14 protein-coding genes and 1 tRNA gene are annotated in these 14,425 nt (G+C 60.6%); 9 read left to right on the top strand and 6 right to left on the bottom strand.

All coding sequences use genetic code 11. The features are described from left to right. Positions 1-84 precede the first annotated feature (84 nt). Positions 85-411, top strand: coding sequence for an NIPSNAP family protein (locus AXG89_RS15190; RefSeq protein WP_062170086.1), 327 nt, complete (start codon positions 85-87; stop codon positions 409-411). Between the two features lie 64 nt (positions 412-475). Here the strand turns inward: AXG89_RS15190 and AXG89_RS15185 are convergent, their stop codons facing one another. From AXG89_RS15185 to AXG89_RS15160, 6 genes are all read right to left on the bottom strand, one after another. Then, positions 476-874, bottom strand: coding sequence for a hypothetical protein (locus AXG89_RS15185; RefSeq protein WP_062170085.1), 399 nt, complete (start codon positions 872-874; stop codon positions 476-478). Between the two features lie 243 nt (positions 875-1,117). Continuing rightward, positions 1,118-1,194 (bottom strand) — tRNA-Pro (locus AXG89_RS15180). Between the two features lie 142 nt (positions 1,195-1,336). After that, positions 1,337-1,714: a hypothetical protein gene (locus tag AXG89_RS15175; RefSeq protein ID WP_062170084.1), complete on the bottom strand. Its 378-nt coding sequence runs from the start codon at positions 1,712-1,714 to the stop codon at positions 1,337-1,339. Positions 1,715-1,818: 104 nt separating this feature from the next. After that, on the bottom strand, positions 1,819-2,754 hold the full coding sequence (locus AXG89_RS15170) for a LysR family transcriptional regulator (RefSeq protein ID WP_062170083.1): 936 nt from the start codon (positions 2,752-2,754) through the stop codon (positions 1,819-1,821). 33 nt (positions 2,755-2,787) lie between these two features. Further along, positions 2,788-3,777: a LysR family transcriptional regulator gene (locus tag AXG89_RS15165; RefSeq protein ID WP_062170082.1), complete on the bottom strand. Its 990-nt coding sequence runs from the start codon at positions 3,775-3,777 to the stop codon at positions 2,788-2,790. A 3-nt stretch (positions 3,778-3,780) separates the two neighbouring features. Further along, on the bottom strand, positions 3,781-4,596 hold the full coding sequence (locus AXG89_RS15160; RefSeq protein WP_062170654.1) for an IclR family transcriptional regulator domain-containing protein: 816 nt from the start codon (positions 4,594-4,596) through the stop codon (positions 3,781-3,783). Between the two features lie 187 nt (positions 4,597-4,783). Between AXG89_RS15160 and AXG89_RS15155 the strand changes: the two genes are divergently transcribed. The 8 genes from AXG89_RS15155 to AXG89_RS15120 all read left to right on the top strand — a co-directional run bounded on the left by AXG89_RS15155 (position 4,784) and on the right by AXG89_RS15120 (position 14,326). Then, positions 4,784-5,476 (top strand): 3-oxoacid CoA-transferase subunit A, encoded by a 693-nt coding sequence (locus tag AXG89_RS15155; RefSeq protein WP_062170652.1) that lies wholly within the window; start codon positions 4,784-4,786, stop codon positions 5,474-5,476. 26 nt (positions 5,477-5,502) lie between these two features. Then, entirely contained in the window at positions 5,503-6,174 is a 672-nt protein-coding gene (locus tag AXG89_RS15150; protein ID WP_061999657.1) for a 3-oxoacid CoA-transferase subunit B, read from the top strand. Between the two features lie 21 nt (positions 6,175-6,195). Further along, positions 6,196-7,398: a 3-oxoadipyl-CoA thiolase gene (gene pcaF, locus AXG89_RS15145; protein WP_062170081.1), complete on the top strand. Its 1,203-nt coding sequence runs from the start codon at positions 6,196-6,198 to the stop codon at positions 7,396-7,398. Beyond that, positions 7,398-8,789 carry a 3-carboxy-cis,cis-muconate cycloisomerase gene (locus AXG89_RS15140; RefSeq protein WP_062170080.1) on the top strand — a complete coding sequence of 464 codons (1,392 nt, stop codon included), beginning with the start codon at positions 7,398-7,400 and terminating at the stop codon, positions 8,787-8,789. Before pcaF ends, AXG89_RS15140 begins: the two co-directional genes overlap by 1 nt. Continuing rightward, positions 8,789-9,577 carry a 3-oxoadipate enol-lactonase gene (pcaD, locus tag AXG89_RS15135; RefSeq protein ID WP_062170079.1) on the top strand — a complete coding sequence of 263 codons (789 nt, stop codon included), beginning with the start codon at positions 8,789-8,791 and terminating at the stop codon, positions 9,575-9,577. Before AXG89_RS15140 ends, pcaD begins: the two co-directional genes overlap by 1 nt. A gap of 1 nt (position 9,578) precedes the next feature. Continuing rightward, entirely contained in the window at positions 9,579-9,965 is a 387-nt protein-coding gene (gene pcaC, locus AXG89_RS15130; protein WP_061999654.1) for a 4-carboxymuconolactone decarboxylase, read from the top strand. A 53-nt stretch (positions 9,966-10,018) separates the two neighbouring features. Continuing rightward, entirely contained in the window at positions 10,019-11,371 is a 1,353-nt protein-coding gene (locus tag AXG89_RS15125) for an MFS transporter (protein ID WP_062170078.1), read from the top strand. A gap of 540 nt (positions 11,372-11,911) precedes the next feature. Then, entirely contained in the window at positions 11,912-14,326 is a 2,415-nt protein-coding gene (locus AXG89_RS15120) for a YadA family autotransporter adhesin (protein ID WP_162916059.1), read from the top strand. Positions 14,327-14,425: the final 99 nt, after the last annotated feature.

Genomic DNA, 14,425 nt, shown 5'->3' with positions numbered 1-14,425 from the left:
GATGAAACGCCGGTACGATTGCTCGTGGTGAGTCCAAGCGCGGCTTGTTTTACGGCTGCATTACTTTATGTTCACGGGGAAAAGATGATCGTTGAAATGCGTATTTATCATTGCGCGCCGGGCCGTTTGCCAGCGTTGAACGACCGGTTCACCAACATCACGCTGGATTTCTTCAAGAAATATGGCATCGAACCGATCGGGTTCTGGACGACGATCGCCGGCCCGAGCAATCACGCCCTGACTTATCTGTTGAAGTGGGAAAGTCTCGCTGAGCGCGAAGAAAAGTGGAACGCGTTCCAGGCCGATGCGGAGTGGATCGCCAAGCGCGCCGACACCGAGGCGAAGTCGCCGATCGTCGAACGCATCGAGAATCACTTTTTGGCGCCGACGGCTTATTCAGCATTGCGTTGATAAGCGAAGCTGTTCGAAAAACGCCCGGTTATTTAGACGATAACCGGGCGTTTTCGCGATTGGGTCATGCTGCGCGCAGCGAAGTGACGTTGTCGTCCTTCGAGCTCCGCCGCGATATACGTCGACCTCCTGTTTGCGACGGCTGCGCGATTTCGGGCAGGCGGCCATGCTCCTGGAAGTACCCGATCAATTCTATGGCGGCGCCGTATTCCCGCTGGACGAACCAGCTTTTCAGGGCGATCAGGAAGCCGTCGATGGCGTCATCGCCGAAATCCTGCGCGACTTCCGCGAGCGCTTCGGCGAGTGCATTGATGCGCGGCTGCGCTGACAACGTGCTTGCGATATGGGATGCGCTTCTGGACACGATCATGGCGTGAACGGGCCAGAGCTTGCTGTCGAAGGCGGGGTTGTTTGTCTTTTTGCGGGCTGGCTTGCGTAAATTGTTGCTCTTGCTGGCTGACATATGTGTTTCCCCGGAATGCGGCAGTACAGGTCGCGGTGGAACTGCGCCGGCTTGTCTGGCCTTGGCTTTTATAGTTGATTGATAGCGTTGTGAGCACCTTGAAAAGAAACTCGAATGGTGCTCACAAATGTCTATACGCGGGGAAGGCGCACTCGGATGCGTGCAGCGCAGCAAAATCGTTGACCGATCAGGAAGTAAACGAAAAAAGGACCTAGGCGGTTAAGCCTAAGTCCTTCATCAAACTGGTCGGGGCGAGAGGATTTGAACCTCCGACCACCTGCACCCCATGCAGGTACGCTACCAGGCTGCGCTACGCCCCGAAAGAGGAAAAGTATATCAGAGACTTTCGAAATTTTGAACCGGCGGACTCATTTTCGAGCGAAGTTCCGAGCAATTCACTCCTGCACGAAGCAAATGGCGTTCATTCTGTCAAGGCACAATCGGCCTCCGAACAAGCGCCAGTCAATAACGCAATTCGGACTGCGTGTATTCGGACGTCTGGATCATCACGGATGGCTCGTCCTCGCTGCGGTCGCGCAGACGGAATCTCAGCGCCATGATGGCCGCAACCATGCACGGAATCACGTAAGCAATCGCGCGCTCTCCACAGGCAGATAACGACGATAAATCGATGTAGTGCTCCTTGTCCGTCGTCGTCGCTGATGCGAAGACGAAAGTCAGAACGAAGTCCAGCACCATCGCGAGAATGGAGAAGCCAACAAAGAGCAGTGCGCCGTTCCAGACAAGCTCTCGCCGCGCGTTGTTCAACGCATTGCAGATCAGGATGGCAGCGGCCAGCAGCACGAAATTGAGGATCAACGGAAACCAGGGGAAAGTCATCACCAGCCCGACGGGGTTGTCTTGAGAGTAAAAGGTCGCTTCAACGAAACAAATTGCGAATCGGCGCGATCTTCACACGGGCGGTGACACGTTTTGAATACGATTTATCCTAGTTTTTGGGGCGGGTTTGAAGGGCCCCGCGTACCGATGAAGTCGTTGGTCGAAAGCGTCTCGGAGACAAAATCGATAAATGTCCGCACCTTGGTCGTCATGTACTTGCGGCTCGTGTAGACGGCGTAGACGCGTGGTGCGAAGGTCGTGTAAGCAGGAAAGAGATGCGTCAGCGCGCCCGACGCCAGATCGTGCTCCACGATCCATTTCGGCAAATAGGCGAGGCCAAGACCTGCGCGTACGAGCTGAAGCGACATGGAACTATCGTTGGTCTTCAGCACTGCGTTGTTCTTGACGGCGAATACACCGTCCGGGCCGGTGAATTCGACGCTGTCCACGCTGGTGTAGGTCGGCAAGACGATTTCATGGCGTTCGCCGAGGTCGCGTGGATGTTCCGGCCGACCACGACGCTGCAAATAATCGGGCGAACCCACGAGCACGAACGGCACCTTGCAAAGCGGGCGGACGATCATGGTCGGCGACGGTTCCGACGTCGCGCGCAAGGCCATGTCGTAACCTTCTTCGACGAGATCGACGAAGCGGTTTTCCAGCCGCAGATCGATCAGCACTTCGGGATATCGCGCACGATAAGCCACAAGGATATCGGCGAATTTCGCATTGGCGAACCAGCCCGGCGCCGTGATCTTCAGCACGCCGCGCGGTTTGTCGGTTTGTGAACCGACCGCGGATTCAGCGGCCTGCAGGATGTCCAGCGCTTCGCGGCATTGCTCGTAATAGACGCTGCCTGCTTCAGTCAGGCTCAGGTGCCGCGTGGTCCGGTTCAAGAGGCGCACGCCGAGTTGCCGCTCCAGGTTCGCGACGTGTTTGCTGGTCATCGCCGTCGAGATGTCGAGCCGCTCGGCTGCCTTCACAAAGCTGCCGGCTTCAACGACATCGCGGAACACGCGCAAGCTGGTCAATCCGTCCATGAGACTTTCCCGGCAGGAAACAAAACGCTCAGTTTAGCGGCGTTTATCGATGGAACGGGGTGTGGTCGGGCGCTTCGGCCATTCATCGAGTTCGTCGTTGAAGAGCGATGCAATTACGCCGCGCAGCCACATGGTGCGGGGATCGTTGTGAAACTTCCGGTGCCAGTGCTGTTTCAGGTCGAAGTGGGGCAAGGGCAGCGGCGGCTCGGCAAGCATGATGGACGCGTGCTCCTCCACATACGCGTAGCCGATCGCGTGCGGCACGGTCGCAATCAGGTCGGTGCGCGAGAGGATGAAGGGCAGGCTCATGAAGTGCGGCGTCTCGAGCACGGCGCGGCGGCGGAGACGTTTTTTATGGAGGAAATCTTCGAGGAGTTCCTGGCTGCGACCTTCCGCGCGCACCACGGCGTGGCCGCATTCAATGTACTGCGCGAGCGTCAGCGGTCCACGTGCGCACGGATGATCGCGCCGCATCAAACAGATGAACCGATGCGAAAAGAGCCGCTGCTGGAAGAAGTTGGCGCCATCGAGATCAGGGAAATAACCGACGGCCAGATCGATTTCGCCATTTTCCAGCGCACGTTCGACCTGATCGTGTTTCAACGATACCGACCGCAAATTCGCCCGCGGCGCCGCGACCGCGAGTGTTTGCAACAAGCGCGGCAAGAAGACGATTTCCCCCACATCCGACAATGCGATGGCAAAGGTATCGGTCGTCACGGCGGGATCGAAGTGCTGGGTGTCGAGCAGACCGCGCTCGATGCGGTTCAGCGCCTCGCGCGCCACGGGCACAAGGGCGAGGGCGCGCGGCGTGGGGTCCATGCCGCGCGATGTCCGCACGAACAGCGGATCGTTGAAATACGTGCGCAACCGGCCGAGCGCGGTGCTGACACGCGGCTGGCTCACGCCCAGCCGTTCGGCTGCGCGGCTGACGTTGCGCGTCTCTTCGATGGCGACCAGATACGGGATCAAATTCAGATCGAGGTCGTGGAGCGCGAGGTCGCCGGGCTTGAGCGCCGCCATGGTTCAGCCGCGCCTCGCGACCATTTCGGACACGCGCTGCGCTGCGTCGAGGAGCGGTTCGAGGAACGCTTTCACCATTTGCTTCGCGTTCTTGCGCTGCGCGTTGCCGCTGATGTTCAGCGCGGCTATCACGCGGCCCTGGCGGTCGCGGATGGGCGCGGACATCGAAATGAGGCCTTCTTCCAGTTCCTGATCGACGATAGCCCAGCCTTGTTTGCGCACCAGGGCAAGCGCTGCCTTGAGCGCGGTTTTATCGACGATCGTGCGGGGCGTGCGGGCTTCGAGCGCACTGGCGTCGAGAAGGGCGTCGAGTTTGTCGTCATCGAGTGACGCGAGCAGCACGCGTCCTAGCGACGTGCAGAACGCCGGCAAACGGCTGCCGATGGACAAGTTGATCGTGATGATCTTGTGCGTCGGTACGCGCAGCACGTAGACGATTTCCGTGCCGTTCAGCACGGCGGCCGAGCAGCTCTCGTGTACTTGCGCGACGAGCTCTTCCATGACCGGTTCGGCGAGATTCCAGAAGGGCATCGAGGTGAGATATGCGAAACCGAGGTCGAGGATCTTGGCCGTAAGCGTGAATTGGCGGCCGTCGGCTTCGACGTAACCGAGCGCCTGCAGTGTCAGCAAGATCCTTCGTGCGCCGGCGCGCGTGAGGCCCGATGCAGCCGCGACTTCGGACAATGTCTGCGCAGGACGCGACGCACTGAACGAACGAATCACCGACAAGCCGCGTGCGAACGATTGCACGAACGCATCGCCGGGACGGGAGGCCGGGTCCGTCTCGGGCAGGTCGGTCGCCAAAGCGAGAGGATTCATTCTGAAGCCCTCCTGAAGTTCGAAACTCATCGGGACAAACCCGAGGTTCATTGACAGCGCAACGAATGCGGGAATACCATGACATTTGTTCGCTAAACGAATCGATGTTCGCACAACGAACATTCAATTGCAAGCGGTGCATCAATTGCAAGCGGCGCAATTCGATTCAGTCAAAGGAAGGAACATCATGATCAACAAAATTTTCGACTCACTGAGCTCGGCGGTGAAAGACGTTCAGGACGGCGCGACCGTGATGATCGGCGGATTCGGCACGGCGGGCATGCCCTCCGAACTTATCGATGCATTGATCGAACAGGGCGCGCGCGAACTGGCCATCGTCAACAATAATGCGGGTAACGGCGAGACCGGGCTGGCCGCGCTGCTCAAAGCCAGGCGGGTGCGCAAGATCATCTGTTCGTTTCCGCGGCAAAGCGACTCGCAAGTGTTCGACGGGTTGTATCGGGCGGGAGAGATCGAGCTGGAACTCGTGCCGCAAGGCAATCTCGCGGAGCGCATTCGGGCGGCGGGCGCGGGTATCGGCGGATTCTTCACGCCGACTGCCTACGGCACGAAGCTGGCGGAGGGCAAGGAAACGCGTTTCATCGATGGCCGGCATTACGTGCTGGAGTCGCCGCTGCATGCTGACTTCGCACTGATCAAGGCGTTCAAGGGCGACCGATGGGGCAACCTGGTGTATCGGAAGACCGCGCGCAACTTCGGGCCGATCATGGCCACGGCCGCCAAAACCGCGATCGTGCAGGTTTCGCAAGTCGTGCCGCTCGGTGCGCTGGACCCCGAGGACATCGTGACGCCGGGTATCTTCGTGCAGCGCGTGATCGAAGTGCCCCAGGTTGTGCATGCTGTCGAGCTGGCGGCGTGAACACAGGACATCGACAGGACATCGACATGAAAAAACTGACTCGTGATGAAATGGCGCAGCGCGTGGCGCGCGACATTCAGGAAGGCGCCTACGTGAACCTGGGCATTGGCGTGCCGACGCTCGTTGCCAATCACCTCGCGGCGGACCGCGAAATCTTCCTGCATAGCGAGAACGGTTTGCTCGGCATGGGCCCGGCGCCGGAAAAAGGCGCGGAAGACGACGAACTGATCAACGCCGGCAAGCAGCATGTGACGCTGCTCACGGGCGGCGCGTTTTTCCACCACGCCGATTCCTTTGCGATGATGCGCGGCGGCCATCTGGACATCTGCGTGCTCGGCGCGTTCCAGGTATCGGCGAAAGGCGATCTTGCGAACTGGCACACGGGCGCGCCCGACGCGATTCCCGCTGTCGGCGGCGCAATGGATCTGGCAATCGGCGCCAAACAGGTTTATGTGATGATGGAACTGCTCACCAAGCAGGGCGAAAGCAAGCTGGTCGCCGAGTGCTCCTATCCGGTGACGGGCGTGGACTGCGTGGACCGTGTGTACACGGATCACGGCGTGTTCGATATAACGCCGAACGGATTCGTGGTGCGGGAAATCATCGAAGGCTTGTCGTTCGACGAGCTTCAAAAACTGGCGCAAGTACCTTTGACGTACGAGCCGCAAGAAGCGGCTGCGGCGCTCTCGGCGCATTGAAGGACAACTCAGGAGATGGGCATGAAAGAAGCATTCATTTGCGACGCAATCCGCACGCCGGTTGGCCGATATGGCGGTGCGCTGTCATCGGTTCGTGCCGATGATCTCGGCGCCGTGCCATTGCGCGCCTTGATGGAGCGCAACAAGGAAGTGGACTGGAGCGCCCTCGATGACCTCATCTACGGTTGTGCGAATCAGGCCGGCGAAGACAACCGGAACGTTGCAAGGATGTCGGCGTTGCTGGCCGGTCTACCTGATTCAGTGCCGGGTTCGACGATCAACCGTTTGTGCGGATCGGGCATGGATGCAATCGGCGTTGCGGCGCGCGCGATCAAATCGGGCGAAGCGGCGCTGATGGTGGCGGGTGGCGTGGAAAGCATGAGCCGTGCGCCATTCGTGCAGGGCAAGGCGACGACCGCGTTCTCGCGGCAGGCCGAGATCTACGATACGACCATTGGCTGGCGTTTCATCAATCCGCTGATGAAGAAAATGCATGGCGTCGATTCCATGCCCGAGACCGCGGAAAACGTGGCTACCGACTATAAGGTAAGCCGCGAAGATCAGGATGCCTTTGCATTGCGCAGCCAGCAGAAAGCGGCGCGCGGGCAGAAGGACGGATCGTTCGCGCAGGAAATCGTGCCGGTTTCCATCGCGCAGAAGAAAGGCGATCCGGTGCTCGTGTCGCAAGACGAGCATCCGCGCGAAACGAGTCTTGAAGCGCTCGCGAAGCTGAAAGGCGTGGTGCGGCCGGACGGCACGGTGACGGCGGGCAACGCATCGGGTGTGAACGACGGCGCCGCAGCCTTGCTTCTCGCCGACGAAGACAGCGCCAGACGTTTTGGCCTCGCGCCGCGCGCTCGCGTGCTGGGTATCGCGACGGCAGGCGTGCCGCCGCGCGTAATGGGCATCGGACCGGCGCCGGCATCGCAGAAATTGATGAAGCGCCTGGGCATGACTATCGATCAATTCGATGTGATCGAACTGAACGAGGCGTTTGCATCGCAGGGATTGGCCGTGCTGCGCTTGCTTGGGATTGCCGATGACGATCCCCGCGTCAATCCGAACGGTGGAGCGATCGCGCTCGGCCATCCGCTAGGCATGAGCGGCGCGCGGCTGGTGACGGCCGCGACGTATCAGTTGCATCGGACGGGCGGGCGCTTTGCGTTGTGCACGATGTGCATCGGCGTGGGACAGGGTATTGCGATCGCCATCGAGCGCGTGTGATGTCGTCTCCTGAGCCGACATTTGCTGCGGCCGGGCGTCTGACCGATCTGATCTGCGGCACGGCCGAGATGAACGACGTGTGGTCGGCGCGAGAGACCGTGCAGTCGATGCTCGATGTCGAGGCGGCGCTCGCCCGGGCGTCGGCCTTGCATGGCGTGATTCCAGCGGACGCGGTCGGGGCGATCGTTGCTGCATGCAATGCAGATCTGATCGATGCCGGTGCGCTGATGTCAGGCGCCGCATCCGGCGGCAACCTCGCGATTCCTTTGGTGAAGCAACTGACGGCCGCCGTCAAAATCAAAGATGCCGATGCCGCGAAGTTCGTGCATTGGGGCGCGACGAGCCAGGACATCATCGATACCGGTACGGTCCTGCAATTGCGTTCTACGTTTGACTTGCTGGAAGCCGGACTCGACGAATTGTCCGAAGCGCTCGCACTTCAAGCCGGCACATATCGAACGACGCCGATGATCGGCCGCACATGGCTTCAGCAAGCCTTGCCCATTACGCTCGGTCTGAAGTTCGCTCAGTGGCTTGACGCGCTGACGCGGCATCGCGAACGTCTCGCGCAATGCCGTGGGCGCGTGCTCGTCCTGCAATTCGGTGGTGCTGCGGGAACGCTGGCAAGTCTGCGCGACAAGGCGCCGGACGTGGCGCAGGCATTGGCCGACGACCTCAAGCTCCAGCTTCCTGCACTGCCCTGGCATACCCAGCGCGACCGGATCGCGGAGGCGGCGGCGTGTTTCGGGATGCTCATCGGTACGCTGGGGAAGATCGCCCGCGACATCTCGTTGCACATGCAGACAGAGGTCGGCGAACTCGCCGAGCCGGCCGTGGCGGGAAAGGGCGGTTCATCGACGATGCCGCACAAACGCAATCCCGTCGGCTGCGCAGCCGTTCTGAGCGCCGCGATGCGCGCGCCGAATCTGGTCGCGACCGTTTTCAGCGGCATGGTGCAGGAACATGAACGGGCGCTAGGCGGCTGGCAGGCGGAGTGGGAAGCGCTGCCGGATCTTGCCCGGTTGTCCGGCGGAGCGCTCGCGCAGATCACGGCCATCGTGTCCAATATGGAAGTGAACACAGAGCGGCTCGACGCCAATCTCGATCTCACGCACGGGTTGATCCTCGGCGAAGCGGTGATGCTTGCGCTCGGCGATCGCATCGGCCGGCTCGATGCCCACTCGCTCGTGGAACATGCATCGAAGGAAGCGGTCGCCAAAGGCACGACGCTATACGACGTGCTTTCGAACGACACGCGCGTCACGCAACACGTGTCTTCTGTTCAATTACAAGCGCTGCTGGATCCGGCCAATTATGCGGGCCAGGCAACTGCTTTCGTCGATGCCGTCTTGAAGCGGCATCGGTCAAATTCATTCGGGAGCTTTTCGTAATGCCCTACGCCGCCGTCAACGGTATTCAATTGTTCTATCGTGTCGATGTTTCGGCCGGCAGCAACGCGCCCTGGATCGTGCTGTCGAATTCGCTTGGCAGCGATGTATCGATGTGGACGCCGCAAGTCGAAGCGCTTGCAGCGAAGTTTCGCGTGCTGCGCTACGACACGCGCGGCCATGGCCGCTCGGACGCGCCGAACGGCCCGTACACGCTCGACCAGCTTGCCGGCGATGTGATCGGCCTGCTGGATTCGCTCGGCATTGCACGCACGCACTATTGCGGCCTGTCGATGGGCGGCATCACCGGCATTGCGCTCGCCGCGCGCCACCCGGAGCGTTTCGGGCGCGTGGTGCTTTCCAACACGGCGGCGTTGATCGGGTCGGCCGCGACATGGAGCCCGCGTGCCGCAAAGGCGCGCGAGGAAGGCGGCATGTCCGCGCTCGTCGATCCCGTGCTGCAACGCTGGTTCACGCCGGGGTTCATTGCGGATCATCCGCTGTTGCTAGCGGGTATTCGCGACGTGTTTCGCCATACATCGGGCGAAGGTTACGCGGCGAATTGCGAAGCGCTGCGCGACGCCGATGCCCGTGAGGAAGCCAGGACCATCAAGGCGCCGGTACTCGTGATCGCCGGCACGCACGACCAGTCCACGACCGCGGCACAAGGGCGCGAACTGGCCGGCTCCATAGAAGGCGCGCGTTACGTTGAACTCGATGCCGCGCATTTATCGAACATTGAACGAGCCGGCGACTTTACGAAGACGCTGCTCGAGTTCCTGGGAGACTGACATGACCGAAGACGAACGTTACGAAGCAGGGCTCGCCGTGCGTCGCGCCGTGCTCGGCGATGCACACGTCACGCGCTCGCTCGAAAACCGTACCGATCTCACCACGGAATTCCAGAACCTGATCACGCGGTACGCCTGGGGCGACATCTGGACCCGGCCCGGCCTTCCGCGCCATACGCGCAGCCTCCTGACCATATCGATGATGGTTGCGCTCAATCGCAGCGAAGAGCTCGCCTTGCATTTGCGGGCCGCCAAGAATAACGGCGTCACGCGCGAAGAGATCAAGGAGGTGCTGCTGCAGACGGCAATCTATTGCGGCGTGCCGGCGGCGAATTCGGCATTTCATCTGGCTCAGAAGATCTTCGATGAAGAAGACCGCCCGGCCTGACTGAGCGCGTTGCACGTTGTAGTCACCAATAAAAAACACGGCAGGAGACAGACATGGCCCAGCTTGACGGCACGTTGGATGTACAGCGGTTCATCGATGAGCGGCGTTTTTCCCCGTATCAATGGATGATCCTGATTTTATGTTTCCTGATCGTGGCCGCCGATGGCTTCGATACAGCGTCCATCGGCTTTGTGGCGCCGGCGCTCGTGCAGGAATGGCATCCGACCAAGGCCGCGCTCTGGCCGGTGATGAGCGCAGCGCTTTTCGGACTTGCCATTGGTGCGCTGTTCGCCGGACCGCTCGCTGACCGGATTGGCAGAAAGCGCGTCCTGATCGGTTCGGTGCTTTCGTTCGGCATCTTCAGCGTGCTCTGCTCGTTCTCCTCTTCGCTTTCCATGCTCGCGGTCATGCGGCTCTTGACCGGCATTGGCCTCGGCGCCGCGATGCCCAACGCCACCACGCTCATGTCCGAGTATTCGCCGGCTCGCATGCGTGCTTTGATAGTCAACACGATGTTTTGTGGCTTCACCGTCGGCGCTTCCGCCGGCGGTCTGGTTGCCGCAATGATCATCCCGCATTTCGGCTGGCGCAGTGTGTTTGTGGTCGGCGGAATTCTGCCGCTGGCGCTTTCGGTCGTCCTGATCGTGCTGCCGGAATCGATCCGCTTCATGGTGCTGCGTGGCTGGCCCGTCGAGAAGATATCCGCGGTTTTGCGCCGGATGGCGCCCGAGGTCTCGCTGCATAACCTGCGTTTCGTGCTGCCCGAAGATTCGGATTCGCAAAAACGCAGTGGACTGGCCGTGGTGCTGTCCGGGCGGTTTCGCGCCGGGACGGTGCTTCTCTGGATTACTTACTTCGCGGGGCTGCTCGTCTATTACCTGTTGACGAGTTGGTTGCCGACCTTGATACGCGATACCGGCTTCACGATCCGCGAGGCGTCCATCGTGACGGCGCTGTTTCCGCTTGGCGGAGGTATTGGCGCCATTGGTGTCGGCTGGCTGATGGATCGGTTCGAGCCGCACAGGGTCATTGCCGTTACTTATGTGCTGACCGGATTCTTCGTGTGGCTGGTCGGGCAGCAATCGGCGAGCATCATGTGGCTCGGTGCGCTGACGTTCGTGGCCGGTGTCTGCATGAACGGCGCGCAGTCCTCGCTGCCGGTACTTGCGGCGGCATTTTATCCAACCAGCGGACGCGCGACCGGCGTTGCCTGGATGCTGGGCGTCGGCCGCTTTGGCGGAATCCTCGGGGCGTCGACGGGCGGCTTCCTTCTTCAAGCCGGCGTGGGGTTCAGCACCATCTTCGGACTGCTCGCGGTGCCGTCGCTGATCGCGGCGGCTGCGCTGATGATCAAGCGCGGCGTCTCGCGAAGCGCTCAGGTGGAAATGAAAGGGCGGCCTCTATAGATGATGTCTTGACGGGACCGTGGGTCGCAAAGCGGCGGCGTTGGAAACAACGTCGCCGCTTTTGCGTTGGGCTCCTGATTTTGATCGGTGACGTGCGCCTGATCAAGGCTTCAGGAAATAGCGCGATAAGGATAAAGGAGGTGCTCATGCCCCACCGGGATGAACGTCTTCATGATGCTTAAAAAACACAAATATGCTTGATTGAAGCGGTTTAACTATATCGAATGGCCTGGTCCCGGCCGTTTTAAGAGTTTACTGATGGGGGAAATTTATCTTGATCTGTCACAGTGTCACACGAGCGTGCAACGGCTTTTTCGCATGCAGATACGGGCACTGATCGATGACCGGTCGCATGCGCGCGCACGCTCAGTCAATGCAATCCGAGTGCGCATACGCGTGTCTCAAGACCTGAGAGAACCCAAAAAAATGAACAAGACCCAGCGTGTCGTATGGAATAAACAAAGTGGTGGCGGTGCGTATCGTGGGTCTCGCGAGCGATCTTCATTCGTCAGTCAACGGATGCGGATTGGAACGGCTGCCGTGCTCACGCTAACACCGCTTTCGTTGCTTACGTTGTCGGCAACGGCGAATGCTGCGCTTGTCGATAACCTGGCTTATGCAGCGCAAGTTCGTCAGGCGCTCGGTGTTCTTTCGCCGCAAACCTTGACGGCATCGAACATGCTGGCGGCTGCCACGCCGGCGTTGGGCGCCGGGTCTGGCACATCCGGTCTTTCTCCGGACCAGATGGTTATTTCAGGACCAATCGACGGTACGAACTCGACTGGAGCGTCTGGCATGAACGCCGTTGCCGTGGGTGTGAACGCGCGCGCAACAGGCGACTACGCGGTCGCCGTCGGCTCATATGCAAATGCGGCTGCAGGCGGCGTAGCGGTGGGGAACGGCGTTTCCTCGAGCGGTGTCGAATCTACTGCGTTGGGTGTCGGTGCTCGAGCTGACTCGGATCGAAGTCTTGCAATCGGCTGGCGCACCACAGTCAATACATCCAGCGACGATTCGCTTGCAATTGGTTCGTTCACGCGAGTCACTGGCCTCGCCGCTGGTGGCATTGGCATGGGTAACTTCGTGAGCGGGTCCGGGAATTATGTCGTCGGCAATAGCAACAAGGCGCTCGGCACCGACTCGTTTGTGCTCGGCAGCAACGTCACCGCTAGAGGAAGCAATAGCGTCGTGTTGGGCGCGAGCAGCGACGGCTCATTGAGCAACGTGGTCTCTGTGGGAGATAGCGGCACGGAGCGGCGGATCGTGCATGTCGCCGGGGCGCGTGACGGTACGGATGCCGTCAACCTGAATCAACTCAAGGCGCTTGGCGCAACAACGAATACGGCGGGAGTCGCGACGAATGCATTTGTCGCATACGACAACCTGGACAAGACGACGATTGCGCTTGGCGGGACGTCGGGTCAGGCAGTACGGATCAGCAATGTCGCGGTCGGTGCGCTGAACCCGCAGAGCAGCGACGCGGTGAACGGCGCACAACTCTATGCGACCAATTCGAATGTGCATGACGTCGCCACATCGCTTGCGCAATTGACCAGTGCGGAACCGTTGAAGCTGAGCTACACGGACGAGTCCAAAGCGAACGTCATGCTCGGCGGAACGAACGGTACTGTCATCTCCAATGTGAAAGCCGGGGTGATGGATCAGGACGCGGTCAACGTGGCTCAACTGAAGAGCGCCGGCCTGATCGACGCATCGGGCAACGCGGCGGCAGCAATCACGTACGACATGAAAGCAGACGGTACGGTTGATCGGAGCAGTGCGACGCTGGGCGGGGCGGGTGCAGCCGTGCCGGTCGCGTTGCGCAACGTTGCGGCCGGAGCAGTCAAGGCGGGCAGCACGGACGCAGTGAACGGCGACCAGTTGTTCCAGACAGCGCAACTCGTCGACAGCTTGCGCAATGGTGGAGCGCTCAAATACTTCAACGCCAATACAACGCTCGTGGCGGCATCGGCGACTGGCGCCGACGCTGCCGCTATTGGGGGCAACGCGCAGGCGAGCGCCGGCAATTCGGTCGCGCTTGGTGCCAACTCTGTGGCAGATCGCACGAACACGGTGTCGGTGGGTGCGGCGGGTAATGAAAGGCAGATCACCAATGTGAGGGCGGGCACATCCGACACCGATGCAGTCAACGTCGCGCAATTGAAAAGCGCGGGTCTCGTCGACGAAACGGGCAAGGCGGAAACGGCGCTCACCTACGACAAGAATGCGAGCGGCGCTGCGGACTTCGGCAGCGTTACGCTGGGAAAAGGCATTGCCGGCGGCACCCTTCTTCATAACGTCGCGAGCGGCGTCGTTGCTACGGACGGAGTGAATCTCGGTCAGCTCAATGACGCCGTGTCACGGGTCAACAACTTCACGGCGTCAAGCACCGCGTTTTTCGCGGCCGACGGCGATGCATCGAAGGAAGCAGCCGTTGCTACGGGCAATCACGCTGTAGCGTTCGGAGCGAACGCCACAGCCACTGCTGCCAGTTCCGTGGCGCTTGGAGCGGGTTCGGTTGCGGACCGGGCGTCGTCGGTATCGGTCGGCGCACCTGGCAGTGAGCGTCAGATCACCAATGTGGCAGCCGGTACTTCCTCGACCGATGCCGTCAACCTGGATCAATTGAGCAAGTCAGCCAGTTCAACGCTCAGTCAGGCCAACAGCTACACGGATCAGCGTTTCAGCAATACCGACCAGCAAATCCGGGATCTCGATCGCAACACGCGCAAAGGTATTGCGTCCGCCTCGGCGCTCAACGTGGTCACGCCGTATCTGCCGGGACGCACGACATTGAATGCGGGTGTCGCGGCTTATCGAGGGCAGGCGGCGTTGGGCATTGGTGTATCGCGCTGGAACGACAAGGGAAACATCAACTTCAATGGTGGCGTTTCGTCCTCGGGTGGCAACAGCACCATCGTCAGGGCGGGCGTGGGTTACGTATTTGGCATCTGAGGCCGGCTTGAACAGCAGGCCACCCAGCCACCACTCGTTGCCGCAACACGTTGCAATGCGTCGCAACACGTCGCGGCGCGTAACTCCAATTCGTCGCAG

The organism is Burkholderia sp. PAMC 26561, from assembly GCF_001557535.2.
Lineage (GTDB): Bacteria > Pseudomonadota > Gammaproteobacteria > Burkholderiales > Burkholderiaceae > Caballeronia.
This window is presented reverse-complemented; position numbering and strand designations above follow the sequence as displayed.